This window comes from Glaciihabitans sp. dw_435 (genome assembly GCF_018449675.1).
GTDB lineage: Bacteria > Actinomycetota > Actinomycetes > Actinomycetales > Microbacteriaceae > Glaciihabitans.
On record NZ_JAAVUZ010000026.1, the window covers coordinates 1 to 25,220 of the forward strand.

The window sequence follows — 25,220 nt, forward strand, 5'->3', positions numbered from 1 at the left end:
AATACATAAGAGCAGCAGAATCGCTGGTTGACTAGGCACGTCAGTTCGTTCGGATAGTGAGAACGGCGACGAAGACGGTCAGGTGCGTCAGAGATGGCGCCCCACCGGCATGTAGCGAAAAGGACACAATTGTGAGCGACTCAGGCGACCGCGGTAAGCGGCCAGGCGGACAGCGACCCGGCGGAAGCTCGGGCGGCAGTTCAGGCGGAGGTCGTCACGATAGTGGCCGTCCCAATCGCGGGCAACCCGACAACGGTCGTCCCCCTCGCCCTGCTGGTTCCGGTGATTCCCGTCCCGATTACCCGCGTCGTGACAACGACTCTCGTCCGGCTCGCGATGGAGATCGTCCTCGCCGCGACGGCGACGCCCGTCCGCGCCGGGACAACGACTCCCGTCCACCGCGATCGGGAGACTCCCGCCTGCCGCGATCCGGTGATTCCCGTGACGGGCGTTCGGCCCCGCGCGACGGTGACCGCCGCCTCTGGACCTCCGGTGGCGCTCCCTCGCGTGGCAGCTACGACGCCAGCGACCGCGAGACCCCCGAGGACCGCGACCCCTTCAACACCCGCTCCGTGCGTGCCCACCACGAGGCGCCGCTCATTCCCGAGGGCGTGGAGCCGGCCGACCTCGATCGCGTCGCCCGCAACGAACTGAAGACTTTGAGCAAGGAGAACGCCGACGGCGTTGCCCTGCACCTGGTCATGGCCGCCCGTCTGATCGAAGAAGACCCGGCGTTGGCCCACCTGCACGCCATCTCTGCCGCGCGTCGCGCCGGCCGCATCGGTGTCGTTCGTGAGACTCTCGCGATTACCGCTTACGCCGTCGGTGACTTCGCACTCGCGCTGCGCGAACTGCGCACTCACCGCCGCATCACCGGCAGCAACGACCAGCTGCCCATGATGGTCGACAGTGAGCGGGGGATGGGACGTCCCGACAAGGCGCTCGAGCTGGGCCGGTCCGTTCCGCGTTCCTCGCTGGCCGTTCCCGTCCAGGTCGAGCTCGCGATCGCCATGTCGGGCGCGCGTCTCGACCTCGAGCAGCTCGACGCTGCGCTCACCGAGCTACAGATCCCGCAGCTGGACCCCAACACCGCGTTCTCGTACAGCCCCGCGCTGTTCGACGCCTACGCCACCGTTCTCGAAGAGCTCGGCCGCGATGACGAGGCCGAGGTCTGGTTCGAGCGGTCGACCCGCGCGTCGCAGGTGCTCGATAACGCCGAGCACGGCGATGACGGGGACATGATCGAAATCGTCGAGGAAGACCTTCCGGAGGAGTACCTTTCTGTCGATGAGCTTGCCGCCGCCGGCTTCGATGCCGCTGAGGCTCCGGCCGCGACGGATGATGCCGAGAGCGGCGTCGACGGATCCAGCACCGCAGATACCGCCGACACGACCGATTGCTCCGACACCGCCGAGGACACCAACCGATGACGGCAGGCACCACGACGCCCCTGTCGGGCGTCGATCTCGTGCTGGCCGATCTCGACGGGGTCATCTACAAGGGCGCCGACGCGATTCCCCATGCAATTGAGGGGATGAACCGGGCCGGCGAAACCGCGCGTCTCGGATACATCACGAACAATGCGTCACGCACGGATGCCTCGGTCGCCGAGCACCTCTCGAGCCTCGGGCTCACCGTGGCCCCCGCCGACGTTGTCACCTCGCCGCAGGCTGCAGTCAAGCTTCTTGCCGACCTCGTGCCGGCCGGATCCACGATCCTCGTGATCGGTGGCGACGGACTGATGGACGAGATCGTCAAGGGCGGGTTCGTCCCCACCCGCTCCGCCGAGGAAAGCCCCGCCGCCGTCATCCAGGGATTCGCTCCGGAGGTCGGGTGGACGCAGCTGGCCGAGGCATCCTTCGCCCTGCACACGGGCATCCCGTGGGTGGCGACCAACACCGACTGGACCATTCCCGTGGCGCGCGGCACCGCGCCGGGTAACGGCACCCTCGTCGCGGCCGTACACACCGCCGTGGGACGTCTGCCCGTGGTGGCAGGTAAGCCCGAGGCGGCAATCTTCGAGGTCGCGGTCGAGCGGTTCGGTGCATCCGCCCCCCTCTTTATCGGCGACCGTCTCGACACCGACATTCTCGGTGCGAACCGGGCCAAGATCCCGTCGGCGCTCGTGCTGACGGGCATCGACCAGGCCAAGCAGGTGCTGGCGGCCGACGCAGATTCGCGGCCGACGTACATCCTCGGTGACCTGCGCGAGCTGCACGAGCCGTATCCGGCAACGATCGAGACGACCGAACCCAACGGCGACGTCGTCGTGCGCGTGCGGGACGCCGTGCTTCGTCGTCGCGGCCAGGTGCTGAGCGTCGATTCCCTGGGCGACGGACGCGTCGATCTGCTGCGCGCGGGTTCCGCCGCGATCTGGAACTCGGGCACCACCATTTACATGCTGCAGGTTCCAGCGGAACTATATTCGTGGGTATGAGCGAGCCAGAGAACGACACCGACGCCCTTCTCTCGCGGTTACGCCTCATTGAGGACCAGCCGCTCGAGGACCGCGCCGCCGCATTCGTGCAGGTGCACGACCAGTTGCAAACCCGCCTGGAAGGCAGCGATTCGTCGCGGTCGCATGGCTGAGCCGCGCAAGGAGCGGTCGTTTGAGCCGCGGATGAAGGAATTCCAGCTGCCGGAGGAGTACAAGCCTGTCTCCAAGGTGCCGAAGGAGCCGGAAACCCGGCTCGATTCGGCGCTCGGGGAGCGGGGACTCGCCCGGTCCCGCACCCAGGCGGCCAAGCTCATCTCCGATGGGCTCGTCACCGTCGATGGCACGCCCCAGGTGAAGCCATCGTTCAAGGTGCGCGACAGCCAGGTCATCGTCGTGGCCGAATCCGATCACTACGTCAGCCGCGCTGCCCACAAACTCAATGCCGCGCTGGACGCGTTTGACGTTGCGGTGCAGGGGCGACTCGCACTGGACCTGGGCGCGTCCACGGGCGGCTTCACCCAGGTCCTGCTTGAGCGTGGCGTCGACCACGTGATCGCCCTGGACGTCGGCCACGGCCAGCTCGTTCCCCAGATCGCGGAAGACCCCCGGGTCACCATGGTCGAGGGGGTAAATGCCCGCTACCTCACGCCGGAAGGCCTGTCCGGGGCATCCGGAATCTCGAAGACTCCCACCCTGGTTGTCGCGGACCTGTCGTTCATCGCGCTGCCGACCGTGCTTCCCGCGCTGGTCGACACCGTGGGCACGGGCGCCGACTTTGTGCTGCTGGTCAAGCCGCAGTTCGAGGTGGGCCGATCGGGCATCCGCGAGGGAATCGTGCACGACAGGGCCCTACGCCAGGACGCCATCAGTAATGTGCTGTGGGCCGGCTGGGATCTGGGCCTCGGAACGGGCGGTGTCATCTCCTCCCCAATCGCCGGAAACGCAGGGAACCTCGAGTATCTGGTCTGGCTCACAGCGGCGACCGGTGTGAATCCGACAGAATGGATACAGCGAATCGCTGCAAGTGCGTAATGAAGGGGTGCCCACCGTGACAACCGATCGGCACATTCTTATCGTCGCGCACACCGGGCGACAGGATTCACTCGATGCCGCAATACAGGTCTGCCTGCAGTTGCAGGCGGCCGGCCTCACGCCCGTGCTGTCTGCCGACGAGTACGAAGACATGCGCGCCGTCGCGGGTGACCTGTTCCCCGTGACGATCCTGGGCGACTCCGTCAGCACGAGCGATCTCGAGATCGTCATTGTGCTGGGAGGCGACGGCACCATCCTGCGCGCCGCCGAACTGACGCGCGGGTGCCCCGTGCCGCTTCTGGGCGTCAACCTCGGTCACGTCGGCTTCCTTGCCGAGAGCGAGCGCGAAGATCTCACCCAGGCGGTGGCGCGCGTGCTCGCCCACGACTACGAGGTGGAAGAGCGGATGACCCTGTCGGTGCGGGTCAAGGTCGACGCCGAGGTCATCTACGAGACCTGGGCGCTGAACGAAGCCACCATCGAGAAGGCAAGTCGTGAGCGCATGCTCGAGGTTGTCATCGAGGTGGACGGCCGTCCCCTCTCCTCCTTCGGCTGCGACGGAATCGTCATGGCGACGCCGACCGGCTCCACCGCGTACTCGTTCTCGGCCGGCGGTCCCGTCGTGTGGCCGAGCGTCGACGCCATGCTCATGGTTCCGCTGAGCGCCCACGCCCTGTTCGCCCGTCCACTCGTGGTCGGTCCGGATTCGACGATGGCCGTCGAGGTACTCGACCGTACCCAGGGCACCGGCGTGCTGTGGTGTGACGGACGTCGCACCCAGGAGCTGCCGCGGGGAGCCCGCGTCGTCGTCAAGCGCTCCGACGTGCCCGTGCGTCTTGCCCGGCTGTCGCACGGACCGTTCACCGATCGCCTCGTCCGGAAGTTCTCGCTGCCCGTCTCGGGTTGGCGCGGACCGGTCGGCGAACAGGACGCGCGACCGTGATCGAAGAGATTTCCATCCGGGGACTCGGCGTCATCGGAGACGCCCGGCTGCCCCTCGGCCCCGGGTTCACCGCACTGACCGGCGAAACCGGTGCGGGCAAGACCATGGTCGTGTCAGCACTCGGCCTGTTGCTGGGCGGCCGGTCGGAGGCATCCGTCGTCCGTTCCGGAGCCAAGCAGGCAATCGTCGAGGGCCAGTGGCTGGTTCCCGCCGTTGGTGCCGTGGCCGACCGGGTGTCCGATGCAGGCGGAGAGCTCGATCCTCTCCCCGGTGAGAAGGAGGCGGGACTGCTGCTGAGCCGCTCCGTCTCCGCCGAGGGTCGCAGTCGAGCCGTCGTCGGAGGGCGTGCCGCGCCCGTTGGTGTACTGGCCGAACTCGGGCAGCAGCTCGTCGTTGTGCACGGGCAGTCCGACCAGATCCGTCTGCGCTCGGCAACGGCACAGCGCGAGGCGCTCGACCGGTTTGCCGGCCGCGACCTCACCGTGCTGCTCGGCGACTACCAGGACATCTATCACCGCTGGCAGGAAGCGCAGGCGGAACTCGACGTGCTGATCGCCGAGGGTGACCGTCGGCTGCGCGAGGCCGACGACCTGCGCATCGCACTTGCCGAGATCGAAGCCGTCGCGCCCCAGCGCGGGGAAGACGACGAGCTCGCCGACCGCGCCAACCGCCTGACCAACCTCGAAGACCTGCGGCTCGCCGCCGCCCAGGCGCAGGAGCTTGTGTCGTCGCAGGGGCTGGAGGAGACCGGCGACGTGCTGAGTTTCCTCGACAGCGCGCGCCGCCTGCTCGAACGCGCCTCCGAGCACGACGCCGTGCTCGCGCCGATCGCCGAAGCCCTGTCCGGGGTGATCTTCTCCGTCAACGACATCTCCGCCGAGCTGTCCCACTACCTGAGCAGCCTCGACGTGGAGGGCAGCCGCGAGCTGGAGGTCGTGCAGGAGCGTCGCGCCGAGCTCAGCGTCATCATCCGCAAGTATGGGCCCACCCTCGAAGACGCCATCGACTTCCTCGACCGCGGCAGCAGCCGGCTGCTCGAGCTCGACAACGACTCCGATCGCATCGACGCGCTCCGGGCGCAGGTCGCCGCCGACAGTGAGCAGGTGCTCGCCCTGGCCGAGGGACTGAGTGTCGTTCGCCGTGCCGCCGCCGAGCAGCTGGGGGAGCGGGTGACCGAGGAACTCGGCGCGCTGGCCATGGCCAACGCGCGGCTCACCGTCGAGGTGGAAGATCGCGTCGATCTGACGCTGACCGGCAAGGACCAGATTTCCTTCCTGCTGCAGGCGCACTCCGGGGCCGAACCGCGCTCTCTCAGTCGCGGCGCATCCGGGGGAGAGCTCTCCCGGGTGATGCTCGCAATCGAGGTTGTGATCGCGGGCAGCGACCCCGTTCCCACCTTCATCTTCGACGAGGTCGATGCCGGAGTCGGTGGCGCCGCCGCCATCGAGATCGGCCGTCGTCTCGCTCGCCTCGCGCAGACCGCGCAGGTCATCGTTGTGACTCACCTCGCCCAGGTCGCAGCCTTCTCCAACAACCACCTCCGTGTGGTCAAGGACAGCGACGGTTCGGTTACCGAGAGCAGCGTTCAGCAGCTCGAAGGAGATGAACGGATCGCCGAGATGGCGCGTCTGCTGTCGGGCCTGCCCGACTCCGAAAGCGGATTGGCGCACGCGCGCGAGCTCATCGAGATGGCCCGCGCCAGCGTCTGAGCCGCCTCTGCCCGCGACACGCCGTGCGCGGGCGATCTCGGTGCGTCGAAGGCAGCGGTGAAGCCCCGCCGTGAGATACGCTGTAATCCCGTGGTGAACAATTCTGAAACGGGCGTAACAAAGCACATTTTCGTCACCGGGGGTGTCGTTTCGAGTCTTGGTAAAGGACTCACGGCAGCTAGCCTCGGTAATCTTCTGACGGCCCGCGGTCTCCGCGTTGTCATGCAGAAGCTCGATCCGTATCTGAACGTGGATCCGGGCACCATGAACCCCTTCCAGCACGGCGAGGTGTTTGTCACCGACGACGGAGCTGAGACCGACCTCGACATCGGCCACTACGAGCGCTTCCTCGACATCAACCTGAGCCAGGCCGCGAACGTCACGACCGGTCAGATCTACTCGCAGGTCATCGCCAAGGAGCGTCGCGGCGAGTACCTCGGCGATACGGTGCAGGTCATTCCGCACATCACCGACGAGATCAAGCGACGGATGCGCCTGCAGGCGACCGTCTCGGATTCCGGTGAACCGCGCCCCGACGTCATCATCACGGAGATCGGTGGCACCGTCGGTGACATCGAGAGCCAGCCCTTCATCGAGTCCGCCCGCCAGGTTCGCCATGAGCTCGGGCGCAAGAACGTCTTCTTCGTCCACGTCTCCCTTGTTCCGTACATGAACGCCTCCGGTGAGCAGAAGACCAAGCCCACGCAGCACTCCGTTGCGGCGCTGCGCTCGATCGGTATTCAGCCGGATGCCCTCGTGCTCCGCAGCGACCGTCCCGTCTCGGAGTCGAACAAGCGCAAGATCGCACTGATGTGCGACGTCGACGAGGCCGCCGTGGTCAACGCCATCGACGTGCCGAGCATCTACGACATCCCCACCATGCTGCACGACCAGGGCCTGGACGCGTACATCATCGACCAGCTCGGTCTCGACGCCGGACCGGTCAACTGGGACGGCTGGAACATCGTTCTCGATGCCGTGCACAACCCCAAGCGCGAGGTCACGATCGGCCTGGTCGGAAAGTACATCGATCTGCCCGACGCCTACCTGTCCGTCACCGAGGCCCTCAAGGCCGGCGGGTTCGCCCACCAGACGAAGGTCAACCTGCGCTGGGTTCCCTCGGACGAGTGCGAGACCGAGGAAGGCGCTGCGAAGCAGCTTGCCGACCTCGATGCCATCTGCGTTCCCGGTGGCTTCGGCATCCGGGGCATCGAGGGAAAACTCGGCGCTCTGAAGTTCGTGCGCGAAAACGGCATTCCGGCGCTCGGCCTGTGCCTCGGACTGCAGTGCATGGTGATCGAGTACGGCCGCAACAAGGCAGGACTCGAAGGCGCGTCATCCACTGAATTTGATCCCGACACCACCTACCCGGTCATCGCGACCATGGCGGAGCAGGTCGACATCATCGCCGCGGGTGACCTGGGCGGCACCATGCGCCTTGGACTGTACGAGGCAAACCTGGCCGAGGGATCCCTCGTGTCCGAGCTCTACGGTGCCCCGACCGCGGCCGAGCGTCACCGTCACCGCTACGAGGTCAACAACGCCTACCGCGAGCAGATCGCCGAGGCTGGCCTGTCGTTCTCCGGAATCTCACCCGACCGCACCCTGGTCGAGTACGTCGAGCTTCCCCGCGACGTGCACCCGTTCTACGTCGGAACGCAGGCACACCCCGAGCTGCGCTCGCGTCCGAACCACGCCCACCCGCTGTTCCGTGGACTCGTTGGCGCCGCCATCGAGCGCCAGCAGGCCAGCCGTCTCTTCGAGGTCGCGGAACCCGCGGATGTTTGACGCGCTCGGTGACGCGCCCCTGACGGACGAGCCGACACCGCGCCCCGTACTCGAGTCCGACCTGGTGTTCGAAGGTCGTGTGTGGGACATCCGCCGCGACACCTTCGAGTACGGGGGACACGAGATCGTGCGCGACTACGTCGATCACCCTGGGGCCGTCGCCGTGCTCGCGCTGGATGAGCGCGACCGCGTGCTGCTGATTCAGCAGTACCGTCACCCCATCGCCATGCGCGAGTGGGAGCTCCCCGCCGGCCTCCTCGACATCGACAACGAGGCATCGCTCGCGGCGGCGCAGCGCGAGCTCGCCGAAGAGGTCGACCTGCGCGCCGACGACTGGAGCTCGCTGGTGTCGTTCCACACGTCTCCCGGTGGCAGCAACGAGCTCATCGACGTGTATCTCGCCCGGGGACTGACCGCGACGGACACCTTCGCCCGCGAAGAGGAAGAGGCCGACATCGCGCTGCGCTGGGTGCCCCTCGACGAGGCCGTGACGGCCGTGCTCGACGGACGACTGCGCAACTCCATCCTCATGATCGCGGTACTGGCCGCCCATGCCCGCCGCTGAGCTGACTCTTCCGCTCAGTCTCGAGCGTTACCTCCGGCACGTGTCCATCGAGCGCGGGCTGTCCACGAATACGGTGTCCGCGTACCGCCGCGACCTCACCGCCTACGTGGAATGGCTGGGCGCCCGCGGAATAGACCTGCCGTCCGCGGTGGGAACCGCCGATGTTTCGGCGTACGCACGGCATCTGGGCAGCCGCACCGAATCGCCCCTGACCGCGTCATCCATGGCTCGCATGCTCTCGTCGGTGCGCGGCTTTCACCGCTACCTCGTCGACGAGGGACAGGCGGTGACGGATGTCGCGGCGGAGACCGCCCCGCCGAAACTTCCCAGCCGCCTCCCGAAGGCGATCTCCATCGAGCAGATGGCCCAGGTGCTGGCGGCCACCGACGGGGACGGCATCCAGCAGCTGCGGGACAAGGCGTTGCTCGAATTGCTCTACGCGACGGGCGCCCGTATCTCGGAGGCCGTCGCCCTCAACGTCGACGACGTGATCGAGGACGACGTGGTGCGGCTGTTCGGCAAGGGCGGAAAGCAGCGCATCGTGCCGCTGGGCAGCTACGCCCGGGCGGCCATCGACGCGTACCTGGTGCGCGCGCGGCCGACCTTCGCGGCGCGGGGAACTGCCACCCCCGCGCTCTTTCTCGGGCTGCGGGGACAGCGGGTCTCGCGGCAGAACGCCTGGCTGATCATCCGCGCGGCCGCCGAGAGGTCCCACATCGGTGTGGAGATCTCCCCGCACACCTTCCGGCACTCCTTCGCCACCCATCTGCTCACCGGTGGGGCCGACGTGCGCGTGGTGCAGGAGCTGCTCGGGCACGCGTCGGTTGCCACGACCCAGATCTACACACTGGTGACCGCAGATTCGCTGCGCGACATGTATCGCCAGTCACATCCGCGCGCCCGCTGAGGCCGGCGGCACCGACGCGCCCGACGGGTGGCGCGACAGCGCGTGGTTACCGGGTTGGCGGGAGCGCAGCCGTTACAGTTGAGATACCCGACCGAGCGTGGTCGGCGTGAAAACGGGAGCAACATCAGTGACGGCCAAGAAGACAGAAGGCGCCGAGCTCGCTGGGCTCGAAGTTGAGAAGGTCGGCCCGACCGGCCGCCCGCTTCGCACGTTCCCCGACCCGGCACCGTTGAAGACTCACGGCCCCGCCCGCATCATCTCCCTGTGCAACCAGAAGGGTGGAGTCGGCAAGACGACGACCACCATCAGCCTGGGCGCGACCCTCGCCGAAACCGGCCGAAAGGTGCTCGCCATCGACTTCGACCCGCAGGGCGCGCTGTCCGCGGGCCTCGGCGTCAACACGCACGAATCGCTCACCATCTACGACCTGCTGCTGGGTACCGTCAAGGACACCGCGTCGGCCATCGTCGAGACCAGCGTTCCGAACCTGCACCTCATTCCCGCGAACATCGACCTGTCCGCCGCCGAGGTGCACCTCGTCAACGAGGTCGCCCGCGAGCAGATCCTCGCCCGCGTGCTGCGCCAGGTTGTCAACGACTACGACGTCATCCTCATCGACTGCCAGCCGTCCCTCGGTCTGCTCACCGTCAACGCCCTCACCGCCGCCCACGGCGTGCTGATCCCGCTCGAGTGCGAGTTCTTCGCGCTGCGCGGTGTCGCGCTGCTCGTCGAGACTATCGACAAGGTGCGCGACCGCCTGAACCCGGCGATCAAGCTCGACGGCATCCTCGCCACCATGTACGACTCCCGCACGCTGCACTCGCGTGAGGTCCTCGAGCGTGTCGTCGAGGCCTTCGGTGACAACGTGCTGGAGACCGTCATCGGGCGCACCGTGAAGTTCCCCGACGCCAGCGTCGCCGGCGCTCCCATCACCACGTTCGCCCCGGAGCACCCGGCCGCCCAGGCCTACCGCCAGCTCGCGCGAGAGTTGATCTTCCGTGGCGCAGTCGCCTAGCGACTCCGAGCAGCTGCAGAGCGAGGCATCCGGATTCTCGGTCAGCCTCAGCAATTTCAACGGGCCCTTCGACCTGTTGCTCTCCCTCATCTCGAAGCACGAGATGGACATCACCGAGATCTCGCTCAGCCGGGTAACCGACGAGTTCATCTCCTACCTGCGCGGACTCGATTCCGCCGAAGAACTCGACAAGGCGACGGAGTTCCTGGTCGTTGCGGCGACCCTGCTCGACCTCAAGGTGGCGGGGCTCCTGCCGCAGGGCGAACTGGTCGATGCCGAGGACGTCGCGCTGCTCGAGGCCCGCGACCTGCTCTTCGCCCGCCTGCTGCAGTACCGCGCGTTCAAAGAGGCAGCGCAGTGGTTTACGACGCAGTTCGATGGGGAATCCGGCCGGCACTTCCGCTCGGTGCGGCTCGAGGAGAAGTACCGCAAGCAGACGCCCGAGCTCGTCTGGACCCTCAGCGTCGACGACTTCGCTGCCCTCGCAACACTCGCCTTCACCCCGCGGGAACTGCCCTCGGTGGGTCTCGACCACCTGCACGCGCCCCTGGTCAGCATCCGGGAGCAGGCGGCCCACATCGTGGCCATGCTGCGCAAGGGCGAGCCGCTCACCTTCCGACAGCTCATCGCCGGTGCCGACCAAAAGGGCGTGATAATCGCCCGGTTCCTCGCGGTGCTCGAGCTGTACCGCGGCGCCTCCATCACCTTCGAGCAGGTCGAACCGCTTGGAGAACTCATCGTCAGCTGGACGGCCGAGCACTGGTCCGACGACAGCCTCGCAAACCTGGGAGCCGATTATGACAATTGACACAGCGGATGCCTCCACGCCCACCCCTTCGCACGAGCAGGGCATCTCACCGGCCGCGCCTCCCGTCGAGATCGAGCGGGCACTGGAGGCCATCCTCATGGTCGCCGACGAGCCCCAGAGCGTGGTGTCGATGGCCACAGCCCTGAGTAAGCCCGTCGCCGTCGTGAGGAAGGCGATTGCCGCCCTCGTCGCAGACTTTGACGGCGAAGCCGGAGGCATCCGTCGCGGCTTCGAACTCCGTGAAGTGGCCGGAGGCTGGCGCATCTACGTGCGGAGCGAGTTCGACGACGTTGCCCGCGACTTCGTGCTCACGCAGAACCCGACTAAACTCTCGCAGGCGGCTCTGGAGACCCTCGCGGTGATTGCCTACAAGCAGCCGATCAGCCGCGGGTCTGTAGCATCGATCCGTGCGGTGAACGTTGATTCGGTCGTGCGCACGCTCCTCGGACGGGGCCTCATCACCGAGGCATACACCGACAACGAGACGGGCGCGATTCACTACGCGACCACAGACCTCATGCTCAGCCAGCTCGGAATCAATTCGATTGACGAGCTGCCCCATATTTCCCCACTGCTTGACGATGGAACGGACGGATTCGATGATCTCCGCTAGCGACGAAGGCGAACGCCTGCAAAAGGTGATGGCCGCGGCAGGTGTCGCCAGCCGGCGTGTGTCAGAAGACCTGATCAGTGCCGGGCGGGTGACCGTCAACGGCAAGGTCGTCAAGGAACTCGGCCGCCGGGTGAACCCCGAGGTCGACCTGATCGCCGTGGACGGCACGGCCGTGCAGCTGGACATCACCAAGCGCTACCTCATGCTCAACAAGCCCGTCGGTATCGTCAGCTCACTCGCGGACGAGAACGGCCGCGCCGACCTCTACCGATGGACCGCCCGCTACGAGGAGCGCCTGTTCAACGTCGGCCGCCTCGACACCCAGACCAGCGGACTGCTGCTGCTCACCAACGACGGCGAACTCGCCCACGTGCTGGCCCATCCGTCGTTCGGCGTCTCGAAGACCTACATTGCCAAGGTGTCGGGCGAGGTCGCCTCGACCACCATGCGCGAACTCATGAACGGCATCGAGCTGGAGGACGGCTTCATCTCCGCCGACAAGGCCCGGGTTGTTGGGCAGCTGGGACGTGGCCAGTCCATGGTGGAGATCGAACTCCACTCGGGCCGTAACCGCATCGTGCGTCGTATGCTCGCGCATGTCGGTCACCCGGTCATCGACCTTGTCCGTCGCCAGTTCGGGCCCCTGCACCTCGGCTCGCTGCCGTCCGGAAACATCCGCGACCTGACTAAGGCCGAACTCGGCCAGCTGCTGACCATCTCGCGGGCGGCGAAGGCCGAGCAGGACTCCGCGTCATGACCGACCGACGCCTCGTCGGGCCCGTGAGGATCGTGGGTGCCGGGCTGCTCGGTGCCAGCATCGGTCTCGCGCTGCGGGCCCGGGGCGTCGATGTCATCCTCGCGGACATCTCCCCGTCGACAGTCACTCTCGCGGTCGACTACGGAGCCGGTCGTGCCGCCGCCGCGGGTGACGCACCCCAGCTCATCGTCGTGTGCGTGCCGCCCGACGTGACCGCCACCACCGTCGCCGCGGAACTCGCCGCCTACCCCGACGCCCTCGTCACCGACGTGGCGAGCATCAAGCTCGCGCCGCTGACCGAGCTGCGGGCACTCGGCGCCGACCTCAGCCGGTACATCGGTTCGCACCCCATGGCCGGTCGTGAACGCGGGGGAGCGGTATCCGCCCGCGCCGATCTCTTCGTCGGTCGCCCGTGGGTCATCGCCGGTCACGATGCCATCACCTACGGTCGCGCAGCCGCCGTGGAGGATCTTGCGCTTGATCTCGGCGCCGTCCCCATCGAAATGGATGCCGCGGAGCACGACAGTTCCGTCGCGCTGGTCTCTCACGCCCCCCAGGTCATCGCTTCTCTCCTGGCGTCACGCCTGCGCGAGGCATCCGATTCCGCTGTGGGGCTCGCCGGTCAGGGGCTGCGGGACACCACCCGCATCGCGTCAAGCGAACCCGGCCTGTGGGTGCAGATCCTCGCCGCCAACGCGCAACCGCTGCTGGGCATTCTCGAGGAGTTCCGCACGGAGCTCGACGCGGTGATCTCCGCGCTCGCGGAGCCCGACGCCCCCGGAGCGCGCCGCGCCATCGCCGAGGCGATCGCCGGCGGCAACGCCGGGGTCGCCCGCATCCCGGGAAAGCACGGCCAGGCCAAGCACTTCAGCCAGCTCATCGTGCAGGTGGACGACACTCCGGGCGAGCTCGCGCGGCTCATGGCCGAGATTGGTCAGGCCGGCGTCAACATCGAAGACCTTCGCCTCGAGCACTCGCCGGGCGCACAGATCGGCCTCGCCGAAATCGCGATCCTGCCGGAGGTCGAGCACCGCCTCGCCGCCGAGCTGCAGTCGCGCGGCTGGAAAATCACGGGAGAGTTTTCTTGAACATCGACGGCAGCATCACCACCGAGCCGGCCGAGGCGCCCATCGTCATCGCCATCGACGGACCCGCCGGCAGCGGCAAGTCCAGCGTCAGCAAGGCATCCGCCCGGGCGCTCGGGTTCGATTACCAGGACACCGGCGCCGCCTACCGGGCCCTGTCGTGGTTCTGCCTGCAGCAGGAAGTCAACACCAGCGAGGCACAGGACGTCATCGCGACCCTCGTCGACTTCGAGTACGAGATCGGCACCGACCCGGACGACTACTACGTGACGGTGGGGGATACCGACGTGACCGAGGCCATCCGTGAGCCCCGCGTGACCGCCGTGGTCAGTGCCGTTGCCCGCGTTCCCGAGGTGCGCGCCTACCTCGTCGCGCTGTTCCGTCAGATCATCGCGGGCACCACCAAGCCGGGCATCATCGTCGAAGGGCGCGACATCACGACGGTCGTCGCACCGGATGCGCGGGTGAGAATACTGCTTACGGCCTCCGAAGACGCTAGAATGGCAAGGCGTTCAGCGGAACTTTCAGGAGAGTCCGCCGAGACGACAGCACGACAGCTCGCTTCGCGGGATGCCGCAGACTCACGGGTCGTCGACTTCATGAACGCCGCAGACGGTGTAATCACCGTCGATTCAACGGATCTCGACTTCGAGCAGACGGTAACCGCCGTCGTCGATCTTGTACGCGCAGCCGAGCGCGGCGCGGAGATCCCCACGAACTGAGGATTAACTAATGGCTGACGACAACGACGATTTCCCCGAACTCGACCCCCAGATTGTCGAACGCCTGAACTCGATCGACGAGGAGTCGGGCGCCCTTCGCTCCAACGCACTGCGCGCGGGCCTGGATGACTACGACCTCGACGCCGACGACCTCGACCTGCTCGAGACCGTCAGTGACGACCCGGACGCGATCGTCTACCTTCCGGCTCTTCCGGTGCTCGCCATCGTCGGCCGCCCGAACGTCGGCAAGTCCGCGCTCGTGAACCGCATCATCGGTCGTCGCGAGGCAGTCGTGCAGGACACCCCCGGTGTCACGCGCGACCGCGTCAACTACAAGGCCGAGTGGGCCGACCGCCAGTTCACCATCGTCGACACCGGCGGATGGGAGCCCGACGCCAAGGGCATCAACGCGTCGGTTGCCGCCCAGGCGGAGGTCGCCGTTGACCTGGCCGACGCAGTGCTCTTTGTGGTGGATGCCACGGTCGGGGCCACCTCAACCGACGAGCACGTCGTGCGCATGTTGCGTGCCACCAAGAAGCCCGTCATCCTCGTCGCCAACAAGGTCGACGACTCGCGCCAGGAATCCGATGCCGCCGTTCTTTGGAGCCTCGGACTCGGTGAGCCGTGGCCCGTCTCCGCCGTGCACGGCAGGGGAGTGGCCGACCTGCTCGACCACGTCCTGACCGTCCTGCCCGAAATTTCCGCCGTAGCGAAGGAAGAGGTCGGTGGACCGCGTCGCGTCGCGATCCTCGGACGCCCGAACGTCGGCAAGTCGAGCCTGCTGAACAAGACCGCCGGCGAAGAGCGGGTTGTCGTCAACGCCATGGCCGGCACCACCCGCGACCCGGTCGACGAGCAGGTCGAAATCGCCGGCAAGTTCTGGCGCTTCGTCGACACCGCCGGTATCCGCCGTCGCGTCAACCTCTCGCAGGGTGCCGACTTCTACGCAACGCTGCGCACCAGCGCCGCGCTCGAAAAGGCCGAGGTCGCCGTCGTGATGATCGACGTTTCCGAGGTCATCAGCGTGCAGGATCTCAAGATCATCGACCTGGTACTCGAGTCTGGTCGCGCCCTGGTTCTTGCCTTCAACAAGTGGGACCTCCTGGATGACGACCGCCGTCGTTACCTCGAGCGCGAGATTGAGCAGGACCTGAGCCACGTCGCCTGGGCACCCCGCGTCAACATCTCCGCCAAGACCGGTCGCCACATGGAGCGTCTCGTTCCCGCGCTGGAGAAGGCGCTGGAGTCGTGGGACACCCGCATCCCCACCGGCAAGTTCAACGCCCTGCTGGCAGAGCTCACCGCCGAGCACCCGCACCCCGTGCGCGGTGGAAAGCAGCCGCGCATCCTGTTCGGTACGCAGGCCGCGTCCCGTCCGCCGACGTTCGTGCTGTTCACGACCGGGTTCCTCGACCCGCAGTACCGTCGATTCATCACGCGCCGTCTGCGCGAGATCTTCGGCTTCGAGGGCAGCCCGATCAACGTGAACATGCGCGTGCGCGAGAAGCGCAAGCGCTAAGTCTCCTGCCGCGAGGCAGCAGAATCGAGCAGTCCGTTCGCGGGCTGCTCGATTCGTCGTTAACGAGCAAATGTCGCCCCGCCGCGGCCGGAGGTTCGCTGTGCGCATGGCATGCTTGTACGCAGTAATGCCGGTGAGTGCGGGAGTGACGAGGGGGTCGGTGCATGGCGTTTGAGATCCTCCGTCCGCTCGACAGGTTCGCCGCCGGACGCCACGCCAACTACCGGGTCGATGCCGAGCCGCTCGACCATCCGAGAATCGCGCGCACGTTCCGGGGCATCCGCCGCATGCTGCTCGTCGAACTGTTGGTGGGTATCACCGCGGTCATCGTGGCGATCGTGTTGCTGGTCTCCGGCCAGAATGTGGTTCTCGCGGTCTGGGTGCGTAGCGCCGCGGTGCTCGGCATCACCACGACGCTGTTCTATTTCGCCGCACGCGCGGCGGAGGGCTACTACTGGGCCTACCAGCGGCTCACCCTCTTCAGTTGGATCTTCCCGATCGTCACCGTGGTGGTGTCGTGCATCCCGGGGCTGTACCCGCTGTGGATGATCATCGAGCAGGCGATCTTCAGCCTCCTGCTCATCGCGATCGGTGACCTGCTGCGCGCCAAGCACATGCGGGCCGCGTTTCCCAAGCCGGTTAAGGCCGGAGCGTAGAGACGAGAGACCGCCGCGACTGGTTGAATTGACCGGTGACGGAAATCTCGAACCACCTCTCAGACCTCGCCCGGTTCATCCAGGCCTCTCCCTCCTCGTACCACGCTGTCACCGAGGTCGCCGCGCGCCTCATCGAGGCCGGCTTCGTTGAACTCAACGAAGCGGACGAATGGCCCACCGGTCCCGACAAGCGGTTCGTGGTGCGTGATGGCGCCGTCATCGCCTGGATCGAACCGGCCACCGCGACGGCCACGACGCCGTTCCGCATAGTGGGGTCGCACACGGACTCGCCCGGATTCAAGCTGAAGCCGAAGCCCACGACGGGCAACGTCGGCTGGATCCAGGCAGGCGTCGAGGTGTATGGCGGACCGCTGCTGAATTCCTGGCTCGACCGTGAGCTGGAGTTCGCCGGACGCCTCGTCTTCCGCGATGGCACGAGCGCGCTGGTGCGCACCGGCCCGTACCTGCGCTTCCCGCAGCTCGCCGTGCACCTCGATCGCGGAGTGAACGCCAACGGCCTGGTGCTGGACCCCCAGCGCCACATGAACCCGGTCATCGGTGTGGGAAATGCGGCGGGGGCCGACGTCGTCGCGCATCTTGCCTCCCTCGCCGGCCGCACCGGCGACGAGGTCACCGGCTACGACGTCATGGTGGCCGACACTGCGGCTCCCGCAACATTCGGAATGGACGCACAGTTCTTCGCGTCCGGACGGCTCGACAACCTGTCATCCGTCCATTCGTCCCTCGTCGCGCTGCTGCGACTCGGAACCGAACTCGACCACTACCCGGTGTTCGCGGCGTTCGACCACGAAGAACTCGGCTCCGAGACGCGGTCCGGTGCCAGTGGGCCGTTCCTGGCCGACGTGCTCGCCCGCATCAGCGCGGGCAACGGCGCGAGCGAGGCTCAGCGCCTGCAGGCGTACGCGTCATCGTGGTGCCTGTCCGCCGACGTCGGGCACTCGATTCACCCCAACTACCCCGAGCGCCACGATCCGGTGAACCACCCGATCGTCGGAGGCGGTCCGCTCCTGAAGATCAACGCCAACCAGCGCTACGCCACCGATGCGCTGGGTGCGGCCGAGTGGGTGCGCGCCTGCGAGCAGGCGGGCGTGCCGTTCCAGGAGTTCGTGTCGAATAACACCGTCCCGTGCGGGTCGACCATCGGCCCGCTGACGGCGACACGCCTTGGCATTCGTACGATCGACGTGGGCATGCCCGTGCTGTCGATGCACTCCGCGCGGGAGATGTGCGCGGCGACTGATACGGCCGTTTTCACCGCCGCAATTCAGGCATTTCTCGAACCGGTTAACTGAAAGTAAATTACGTCTGGCAACACGCCGAGAGCGTGTGGATAACGCCGTCAGCCAACCTTGCGGTCTCCTATGGTGAGGCCATGTCAATCACATCCCGTCTCACCACCGACGAGAACGGCACCGAGAAGGTCACGGCGCTACAGCGCCTGCGTGACGCCCGAACCGCTCTCCGCGAGAACGAAGCGAGCTACCGCTCCGCCAAGATCGGACTTGACGACGCCTACAAGCAGGCGCGCAAGGCCGGGTGGGCAGACGGCGATCTGTCGGAATTCGGATGACCCGGGCCGCGGGTTACTCGCGCCCCGGGGCATCCACTTCCGCCTGATCCGTGGCATGAGACCGCGGTATGTCCCCGGGTGTCGCCGGCGAAATGCTCCTGACATATTCGTCGTGCAGACTTGACCCATGACTGGTGGTCCTCCTCCCTTCCCTCCGGGGCACGTGCGCGACCCCGGCGACGCCTGGGTGTACGGACCGGACGGCCAAAAGTTTTGGGGCGTCTTCGGCGCGGCCGGCCTGCTGGTGTGGGATCGTTCCCGCGGAGTTCTTTTGCAACATCGTGCCGACTGGAGTCATTTCGGTGGCACATGGGGCCTGCCCGGGGGAGCTCGCAAGGAGGGCGAAACCGCCGTCCAGGGTGCACTTCGGGAGGCCGCGGAGGAAGCGACAGTGCCGGCCGATGCGCTGCGTACACTGCACACTTCCGTACTTGATCTGGGGTTTTGGACGTACACCACGGTGATCGTCGAGACCGAGCGTGCCTTCGAACCCGTGATCGCCGATGCCGAAAGCGTGGCTATCAGCTGGGTTCCGGTCGAGGACGTCGAGGGCCTTCCGCTGCATCCGGGTTTCGCTGCGGCCTGGCCAGATCTCCGGACATACCTAAAGTAGGCATTCGGAGCTCCAAAGAACCGGTAAGCTATCGGAGTTGCCATTACGGCGCTGGAACGGAATCCGCTGGTCGGATCATCCACTTCCCAGCATTGAAATGGAAGTCACGGGCTGTGGCGCAGCTTGGTAGCGCACTTGACTGGGGGTCAAGGGGTCGCAGGTTCAAATCCTGTCAGCCCGACAGATGTAAAATACCTGATCAGAAGGTATTTTTATGAAGTCGTGAGATCGGTAAATCGCCGGTCTTGGACCCAAATATGTACCCGTTGAACCCCTTGACTCGACATGGTCAAGGGGTTCAGCCATTTCTAGCTACTCATCGCCGCCTCCTGAGGTGCTGGTTCATGCGTTCTGCAGCGTTCTGCAGTGCGCTGTCGTCAGTGTGTAGGTATGCACGTGTTGTCTCGACGGATGCGTGCCCGAGGATGTCGCTCACGACATGGATCGGGATCCCCGCGTTTGCGAACCAGGTTGCACCCGCGTGCCGAAGGTCATGACGGCGCAACCCCGGAAACCCGAGTGATGCAACCATCTGATCCCAGCCGGTTGCATCACGCAACGCTGCGGTGGTCACGACGCCGCCGCGCGGTCCACGCAACAGCGGCAGGTTGCGTGCCCGTTGCACTGTGAGTCTGCGCAGCGCTGGCTCAAGTGGCTCGATGATCGGAACGCGGCGAACTCGACGCCCCTTTGGCCGCTTGATGCTGAGGCCGCCGGCGCCGGGGAAGCACTGACGCTCGATCGTGACTAGCTTGCTCGTCCAGTCGACGTCGCCGACGATGAGTCCGGCTACTTCTGAACTGCGCGCGGCGAGGAATGCGCTGAGCATGATGTGGTCGCCGTAGCTTTGGTGGATCGCAGCGCAGGTCTCAGCGATCCGTGCAACCTCATCGGGCGAGGGAACGGGTCTCGTACGCTGAAGTTCCGTGTTTTGGTGGTAGCGTCTGCGGGCGCGGTCGCGTACGGGATTGCGAGCGATGAGATCATCGCGCACCGCTTCATCGAGCATCCGTGTCAGCGCGGCGATCGTGCTCTTGAGTGTGGAGCGAGAGTGCTCGCTCTCCCAGAGGTCGATGGTTCGATCTACGAGCCCGGTCGTGATGTCGTGAATGCGCAGATGCCCGAGGGCAGGCAGGACCCGGAGTTGGAGCCCAGCACGATATCCGGTGGCGGTCGAGGTTGGGTCGACGCCGCGGAGGAATCGGCCATTGATCGAGAGTGCGTAATCGCTCAAACTGATGAACGGATCGATCTTATGAATCGAACTCGCCCGCATGAGTTCGAAGAACTCCCGGGCGCCGACCTCATCGTCAACCGTGACCGAGCGGCTCCGGCGCTCGCGCGATGACGGGTCAGTCCAGCGGACTCTGGCACGAAATCGAGATCCTCGTTTCAGCGTGTCGAGGTGGAGGCGAGTTCCGGGCGGCGGGAGAGCGGGTGGGCGAGTGATCATCCGATCAAGGATCTCGCCTCATTGATGTAAGTATTCCCGGCCCTTCTGTACGAGATATTGCCGTGCGTCCGCCACAGTGATCAACGAGGTCGGCGGACTCCAACTTGCCTCGGAACTCCTCGAATACGCTGCCCCAGCCGTCATCCGCGAGAACCGCATCCGCCGCAATGAGACGGTGAACTCCCTCACGGCGGAGCCGGGGCTCGGCAAGAGCTGATCGTGCGGGCGTGATCGATTGTTTGATCGGCCGTGCAACCTCAAGCCTCCCTCGTGACAGATACCTGCCACATGTATTGAATCGGGAGGCGCACTGCCCCAGCGGTGGATTCCTGACCGATTCCCGCCTCTCGGTGCCTAGAAGGCCCCAGAATGGTGCGGTAAAGTTGAGCGCTGCCACACGAAATGCATGAAGGAGGACGGTGATGAAGCGCAAGGCGATCGACCAGGACGCTGTAAAGCGTGCCGCCGTACGCTCCACACGTGAGTCAGCGTCGCTGGAACGACGAACCGTGCCGGCAAACTATGTTCGGTCTGCAAAGACCGGGCGCTTCGTCGTGGCCCGCAACACGCAGAAGTGACGCTCGATCCGGGTTACGGCGAGACTCCGCTCCCGTTCGATGAGCTGGATGCCCTGACTCCGGCGGCTCGCGAAGCCCTTGAAGAACCGATCACTAAAGCGGCCGTCTACGACCTCGAACAGGCCGTCGAAGCCGAGGTTACCGAACAGCTCACCACTGACGTCCTCGAAGACCGACTCGGGCTCGACGAGCTGCTCTCAGACCGCTTCCTGCGAGAACTGCACCAAAGACTGTACGGGGATATCTGGATCTGGGTAGGGACGCACCGGCGTCATCTCTTCAATCTCGGAGTCGACCCTGCCTACATCGCGCTCGAGTTGCGGATCTCTATCGAAACCATCCGGTATCGATGGGATCACACCGAGGACTGGACACCGCGTGAACTCGGTGTCGCTGTGCATGCTGAGTGCGTGCGGATCCACCCATTCACTGATGGGAACGGCCGGAGCACCCGCCTGTATGCTGACCTGACGTTCCTAGCTGCTCAGGAGTCAGAGGACGTCGAGATGTACGACTGGTCGATCGACAAGAAGCCGTACGTTGAACTGCTCCGTGCCTATGATGTCAATCGTGACCCCAAGCCGCTCGCGGCCTTCATCCCCATATACAAGCTCTAGCGCCGCGATCTGCAGCACGATTTTGTGACGGGTTCTTAGCCACGTAGCTAATACAGTCTGCGTATTTGTAGTGGGCTCGATCGTCGCGGCTTACTCGGTGTGTCAGGAGCCCGAGACGAGACTGGGAAAGTTGGGATGCTCTTGACTCAGCACCCGCTTTGTTCTTCCAAGACGAGTACGTCTGTGATTGGCCCTCCGGCGATTCCAGGTTCGAGGATTAGGGCTGGCGAATAGCGCGAATCACTCGTATCGCTGGTCTCCCACTCGTACACCACCGTGCGGAGGGTGTTGAGATAGCGGCCGATGAGGATGGCCATCGGATAGGGGCCGTGGAATGCAAGATGTACCTCGGCACGTCCGTTAGTGGCGGCTAGTTGTTTTATCTGCCGCGCGATGGCAGCGCTGAGCCGTCCTGCTTCTCTAGAATCGATCCGATCCGATCCGGCAATTGAGATCACGGCTGCTGTCGTGAACGGTTGTGTTGAATCATGCAAGAGGCGTTCAAAGGCTGTCTCATCGGGGGCGGGCGTCAGACTGATGAAGATCGCGGCACGATCTGGGACCTCAGGTTGTCGTAGCCCTGCAACTATGAGTCGCGTGCTGTCGAGCTGGGTGGTTATCGGATCGTCTTCGGGGGTGACGGACGTCCAGATCTGATCGCGAGCATCGAGCACCTCGACGTTGCCGATCTTGGTTTCGGGAAGGGCTGCTCCGATAGCAAGGGCAACCGAGAGGTGTGCCCCGCCGGAGATCCGTGCAGTTTTCGCGCCGGAGGCGTACACGGCGTCTCCAGTGAGCGGGAGAGTCGTCTTGAGGTGTTCAAGCCCCTCGCGGGAAGGAAGACGTCCGTTGTCGGATGACTTGATGCGGATGTGCAGGTCGTCTTCGTCGGCTTCGAGGGCAAACGGCGTGGGGCGGGTCTGGACACGGATGCTGAACGGCCGCCCCTCCTCGCGGATTTTCGGTCGTCGCTGCTCGACCCGGTGCATGAGTAGATCACGCACGATTTCTACTTCACCGGTCGGAGCCAGCATGTTGCTTTGCTTCTTGTCTGCGAGCGTTCGCGCGGGTGAGAGTCGTAGGAGGCGGTCGGGTCCGTCGTAGTCGCACTTCGATCCGTTCCCAACCCGGGGAATCGCATTTGCGATACACAGGCTGAAAGCCGAATCGTTGTCGAGTTCGAGTAGGCGAGGCAACTCGCGTTCGCGAACGATTTCGCTGTAGACGATCTCCGGGGTCACGACGAGAACACCAGCCGAGAGCCCTTTGGTGAGCGCCTGTTCGAGCCGGTCGATAGTCGTCCCGGCTCGCAGATCGCTGTTATCTCTCCACACGACAAGCCCCGCGGCTCTCAGGAGGCCCTCGAGAGATTCGGCATGGGGCGTTCCGTCTGACTGTCGGTACGAGATGAAGACCGGACCGTCTCCGCGCACGGCTCCATCGGGCAAGGGGCCCAAGGGCGCGAACCTCGACGCTGGGAAGGAAACTTCCGCTTTGGTACTGGTGATGCGACCCAAGCGGTGCCGTTGGGCGACCAGTCCGATGAACGGATCGGTTCGGCCGGGCGCATAGACCAGCAGCGCTACTGGGCCATCGCTGCTTTTCGCGATTGCACGCATGGCGGCGACGTCCGTCGGACTAGGCCCCGAGGGGGCGGGATGACTGTGCCATTCGCCGATATAGCCTGTCGGATCGTCATCTGCTCGTCCAGCGAGGAATTCTTCAAGGAGCTCGTTCGCCCGGACGTCGTCTCGAACGTAGCGATTAGTGCCGGCCTGCCCGTCGACAGTCAGGGCGTGGGTAACAACGATGTTGCGTCCCTCCCTGTACCCGAGAAGGACCCCGCCCGTTTCGAGCGGAAGCTGCTTTGCATTCTCGGAGGCGATCGTCTCGTGAGCATTGCCGCTCAGCTCGATGCGAGCAGGCAAGCGCGTCACAGTTCACCTCCTTGTGGGCTTGATGCGATGGTTCGTACCTCTCCCGCCGGATGGAGCGGGCTGTTCGTCAGTAGTCCGAGCGCATGTCGTACCGTTGCTGCAGCCGCTTCAATCACCGCGTACGGCGGAGTTGGTGAGATTGGGCTTCCGCATCCGGCTTCGAACACATCCGCTGTGGAACGCTCGGCATCGAGCGCCGAGGGCGGGTGAGGAGTGGCGCCGTCGAGTGGCGGTAACACGTCGATGCGGTACGTGGCACCATCGTTCTGAAGCGCAGCCGAGAGAACGCGTGTTCCAAGCGACTTGGCCGCGACATGGAGGAGTGCCGTGGTCGCGAAGTCAGCAGTCGCATTGACAACAAGATCGTGATTCTGAAGAAGCTCGACGGCTGCGTCGCCGGAACTGATGTTGTCATCAACGACTTCGATGTCGGAACCCTGGATGTCGGCGCGAGCCACAAGGTGACCCTTTACAGCTTTGCCCTTGGTCAGCCCGACGGCTTCGGGGCCAACGAGATGGCGAACGAGGTTGCCCGGCATCACGACGTCTCCATCAACAAGAGTCAGATGGCGGACACCGGATCGCACGAGCGTGTCTGCCACGAAGGAGCCCAGTGCGCCGACACCAACGACAGCGACACGGCGATCACTGAGCGCCAGGGCAAGGACGCCTGCCCGAGCCTGTCTGGCCGCATTGGTATCTGCTCCTGAACGCAGACGTCTGACGGCGATCCCACCGGCGGTCGTCGGCCAGACGTCCAGAGCGATCGCACCGTTGTGAGCACCACGTCGATAGATGAGAACGAGGACTGCCACTGTGTGGTCGGGAATCCGGCGGTCCAGATCCACTGCGGGATCGATCAGCGCTGAAATGTCTTCCCACGTTCGGGGAGGAGCGGCCACCTCGCCAAGGTCGGCAACGTATCCGAACCGGTCTTTGCTGTGTTTCGAGACCTTCGCTGGTCGCGTGCCTGTTCCGATTCGCATGACGTCGTTCTTCGCGGGACGGAAGCGCACAAAGCCGTTTCGGTGCTGCTCGAGATCATCGTACAGATAGACACGAGCGTCCTCGGACAGGTCGAAGTACCGGTCGAGGTCGAGATCGGGACGATCGTCTGGCCAACCGGCGTCTGCTCGCTCGAACCAGGCCGTGATGTGCTCGACGAACTCGCTGGCCTCGGTCCACCACAGTCCGTCATGATCGTCCTCGGCGATCAGGCACAGTGAGCCGTTGAGTTCTCGGTGCCAGGACCAGGGCACAAGATCGAGCTCAATGGGGACGACACGCGGCGGCTGGAACGGGAACCGCGATCGTAGCGTGATGAGCACTTCCGTAGCTCTACCGGAGTGCGAGATGGGTCCCCGCCATCCGGCGTCGCTTTCGGTGAAGCCGCCACGGATGAGACCTTCTTCAAAGTGTTGCCGCGAGTAGGCGATGTAGTCGTCGTACTCGGTCAGGCTCACCCGAAAGTCCTTGTGCCGGCGGGCACCACCCGGGCGCCAGCAAGGATTGCGGACGCGCGCTTGCTGCCGTCTTCGTTGAAGCCGGGCGGCATCGGGAACACCGTCTTGTCGTCGCCGTTCTTGCCGAGGAGTTTCTGGAAGGCGAGCGCCGCCTTGCCCTCATCCTCCTCTGCCAGGGCATCATCCGCTGAGATGGCTGCATCCGCGAATCGAGTTCGCGCCGCTTCAAGTTCCTCGTCCGAGGCGCGTATGTGAATCGTCGCACCAGCCAGGGTGGGGTCGTTCACGCCGATCCCGTATGTCACGAAATTCTCGATGATCTTGCTTACCTCGGTGAGTGCTGACACGTAGTATTCCGCTTGGTCACTCCCTGACACGGCGCCCGACGCGAAGGCCTGGTAGGTCGCCAGTT

General features: G+C 65.4%; 25 protein-coding genes, 1 tRNA gene and 1 pseudogene. 23 read left to right on the top strand and 4 right to left on the bottom strand.

Going from position 1 to position 25,220, the window contains the following annotated elements; translation table 11 throughout:
- Positions 1-131: 131 nt before the first annotated feature.
- The 21 genes from HB677_RS18635 to HB677_RS17350 all read left to right on the top strand — a co-directional run bounded on the left by HB677_RS18635 (position 132) and on the right by HB677_RS17350 (position 18,941).
- On the top strand, positions 132-1,430 hold the full coding sequence (locus HB677_RS18635) for a hypothetical protein (protein ID WP_307852635.1): 1,299 nt from the start codon (positions 132-134) through the stop codon (positions 1,428-1,430).
- Positions 1,427-2,437, top strand: a complete 1,011-nt coding sequence (locus tag HB677_RS17255; protein ID WP_213816975.1) for an HAD-IIA family hydrolase — start codon at positions 1,427-1,429, stop codon at positions 2,435-2,437. The genes HB677_RS18635 and HB677_RS17255 overlap by 4 nt, the downstream gene beginning before the upstream one ends.
- Positions 2,434-2,589, top strand: coding sequence for a hypothetical protein (locus HB677_RS17260; RefSeq protein ID WP_213816976.1), 156 nt, complete (start codon positions 2,434-2,436; stop codon positions 2,587-2,589). Before HB677_RS17255 ends, HB677_RS17260 begins: the two co-directional genes overlap by 4 nt.
- Before the next feature lie 31 nt (positions 2,590-2,620).
- The gene (locus HB677_RS17265) at positions 2,621-3,469 is read left to right on the top strand and encodes a TlyA family RNA methyltransferase (RefSeq protein ID WP_213816996.1); all 849 of its coding nucleotides are present in this window, start codon (positions 2,621-2,623) and stop codon (positions 3,467-3,469) included.
- Between the two features lie 16 nt (positions 3,470-3,485).
- Entirely contained in the window at positions 3,486-4,412 is a 927-nt protein-coding gene (locus tag HB677_RS17270; protein ID WP_213816977.1) for an NAD kinase, read from the top strand.
- Positions 4,409-6,121: a DNA repair protein RecN gene (gene recN, locus HB677_RS17275; RefSeq protein WP_213816978.1), complete on the top strand. Its 1,713-nt coding sequence runs from the start codon at positions 4,409-4,411 to the stop codon at positions 6,119-6,121. The genes HB677_RS17270 and recN overlap by 4 nt, the downstream gene beginning before the upstream one ends.
- Positions 6,122-6,214: 93 nt before the next feature.
- Complete coding sequence (locus HB677_RS17280; RefSeq protein ID WP_374193831.1) at positions 6,215-7,909, top strand: CTP synthase; 1,695 nt, start codon at positions 6,215-6,217, stop codon at positions 7,907-7,909.
- Complete coding sequence (locus tag HB677_RS17285; protein WP_213816980.1) at positions 7,902-8,474, top strand: NUDIX hydrolase; 573 nt, start codon at positions 7,902-7,904, stop codon at positions 8,472-8,474. Before HB677_RS17280 ends, HB677_RS17285 begins: the two co-directional genes overlap by 8 nt.
- Positions 8,461-9,381, top strand: coding sequence for a site-specific tyrosine recombinase XerD (xerD, locus tag HB677_RS17290; RefSeq protein WP_213816981.1), 921 nt, complete (start codon positions 8,461-8,463; stop codon positions 9,379-9,381). The genes HB677_RS17285 and xerD overlap by 14 nt, the downstream gene beginning before the upstream one ends.
- 127 nt (positions 9,382-9,508) lie before the next feature.
- On the top strand, positions 9,509-10,396 hold the full coding sequence (locus tag HB677_RS17295) for a ParA family protein (RefSeq protein WP_213816997.1): 888 nt from the start codon (positions 9,509-9,511) through the stop codon (positions 10,394-10,396).
- Positions 10,380-11,204, top strand: a complete 825-nt coding sequence (locus tag HB677_RS17300; protein ID WP_213816982.1) for a ScpA family protein — start codon at positions 10,380-10,382, stop codon at positions 11,202-11,204. Before HB677_RS17295 ends, HB677_RS17300 begins: the two co-directional genes overlap by 17 nt.
- Complete coding sequence (gene scpB / locus HB677_RS17305; protein WP_213816983.1) at positions 11,194-11,817, top strand: SMC-Scp complex subunit ScpB; 624 nt, start codon at positions 11,194-11,196, stop codon at positions 11,815-11,817. Before HB677_RS17300 ends, scpB begins: the two co-directional genes overlap by 11 nt.
- Complete coding sequence (locus tag HB677_RS17310; RefSeq protein ID WP_213816984.1) at positions 11,804-12,574, top strand: pseudouridine synthase; 771 nt, start codon at positions 11,804-11,806, stop codon at positions 12,572-12,574. Before scpB ends, HB677_RS17310 begins: the two co-directional genes overlap by 14 nt.
- The gene (locus tag HB677_RS17315) at positions 12,571-13,662 is read left to right on the top strand and encodes a prephenate dehydrogenase (RefSeq protein ID WP_213816985.1); all 1,092 of its coding nucleotides are present in this window, start codon (positions 12,571-12,573) and stop codon (positions 13,660-13,662) included. Before HB677_RS17310 ends, HB677_RS17315 begins: the two co-directional genes overlap by 4 nt.
- Positions 13,659-14,381, top strand: coding sequence for a (d)CMP kinase (cmk, locus tag HB677_RS17320; protein ID WP_218624786.1), 723 nt, complete (start codon positions 13,659-13,661; stop codon positions 14,379-14,381). The genes HB677_RS17315 and cmk overlap by 4 nt, the downstream gene beginning before the upstream one ends.
- A gap of 10 nt (positions 14,382-14,391) precedes the next feature.
- Positions 14,392-15,900, top strand: coding sequence for a ribosome biogenesis GTPase Der (gene der / locus HB677_RS17325; protein ID WP_213816986.1), 1,509 nt, complete (start codon positions 14,392-14,394; stop codon positions 15,898-15,900).
- 164 nt (positions 15,901-16,064) lie between these two features.
- Positions 16,065-16,556, top strand: a complete 492-nt coding sequence (locus HB677_RS17330; protein ID WP_213816987.1) for a hypothetical protein — start codon at positions 16,065-16,067, stop codon at positions 16,554-16,556.
- A gap of 35 nt (positions 16,557-16,591) precedes the next feature.
- Positions 16,592-17,869, top strand: a complete 1,278-nt coding sequence (locus tag HB677_RS17335; RefSeq protein WP_213816988.1) for a M18 family aminopeptidase — start codon at positions 16,592-16,594, stop codon at positions 17,867-17,869.
- 80 nt (positions 17,870-17,949) lie between these two features.
- On the top strand, positions 17,950-18,147 hold the full coding sequence (locus tag HB677_RS17340; protein WP_213816989.1) for a hypothetical protein: 198 nt from the start codon (positions 17,950-17,952) through the stop codon (positions 18,145-18,147).
- A 127-nt stretch (positions 18,148-18,274) separates the two neighbouring features.
- The gene (locus tag HB677_RS17345; protein WP_213816990.1) at positions 18,275-18,760 is read left to right on the top strand and encodes an NUDIX hydrolase; all 486 of its coding nucleotides are present in this window, start codon (positions 18,275-18,277) and stop codon (positions 18,758-18,760) included.
- A gap of 107 nt (positions 18,761-18,867) precedes the next feature.
- Positions 18,868-18,941, top strand: a tRNA-Pro gene (locus tag HB677_RS17350).
- Between the two features lie 135 nt (positions 18,942-19,076).
- Here HB677_RS17350 and HB677_RS17355 read toward each other — a convergent pair.
- Positions 19,077-19,994, bottom strand: coding sequence for a site-specific integrase (locus HB677_RS17355; RefSeq protein ID WP_213816991.1), 918 nt, complete (start codon positions 19,992-19,994; stop codon positions 19,077-19,079).
- Between the two features lie 295 nt (positions 19,995-20,289).
- On the opposite strand from HB677_RS17355, the gene HB677_RS17360 reads away from it, so the two are divergent.
- Together HB677_RS17360 and HB677_RS17365 are read left to right on the top strand one after the other, a co-directional pair.
- Entirely contained in the window at positions 20,290-20,430 is a 141-nt protein-coding gene (locus HB677_RS17360) for a hypothetical protein (RefSeq protein ID WP_213816992.1), read from the top strand.
- Positions 20,431-20,787: 357 nt separating this feature from the next.
- On the top strand, positions 20,788-21,408 hold the full coding sequence (locus tag HB677_RS17365; RefSeq protein ID WP_213816993.1) for a Fic family protein: 621 nt from the start codon (positions 20,788-20,790) through the stop codon (positions 21,406-21,408).
- A 146-nt stretch (positions 21,409-21,554) separates the two neighbouring features.
- On the opposite strand, the gene HB677_RS17370 is transcribed toward HB677_RS17365, so the two are convergent.
- The 3 genes and pseudogenes from HB677_RS17370 to HB677_RS17380 all read right to left on the bottom strand — a co-directional run.
- Positions 21,555-23,345: an SAVED domain-containing protein gene (locus HB677_RS17370; protein WP_213816994.1), complete on the bottom strand. Its 1,791-nt coding sequence runs from the start codon at positions 23,343-23,345 to the stop codon at positions 21,555-21,557.
- A complete protein-coding gene (locus tag HB677_RS17375; RefSeq protein ID WP_213816995.1) occupies positions 23,342-24,808 on the bottom strand; it encodes a ThiF family adenylyltransferase in 1,467 nt (488 codons plus the stop codon). The genes HB677_RS17370 and HB677_RS17375 overlap by 4 nt, the downstream gene beginning before the upstream one ends.
- A pseudogene (locus HB677_RS17380) lies at positions 24,805-25,220 on the bottom strand (nucleotidyltransferase); the annotation flags it as partial. The gene HB677_RS17375 and the pseudogene HB677_RS17380, both read right to left, overlap by 4 nt.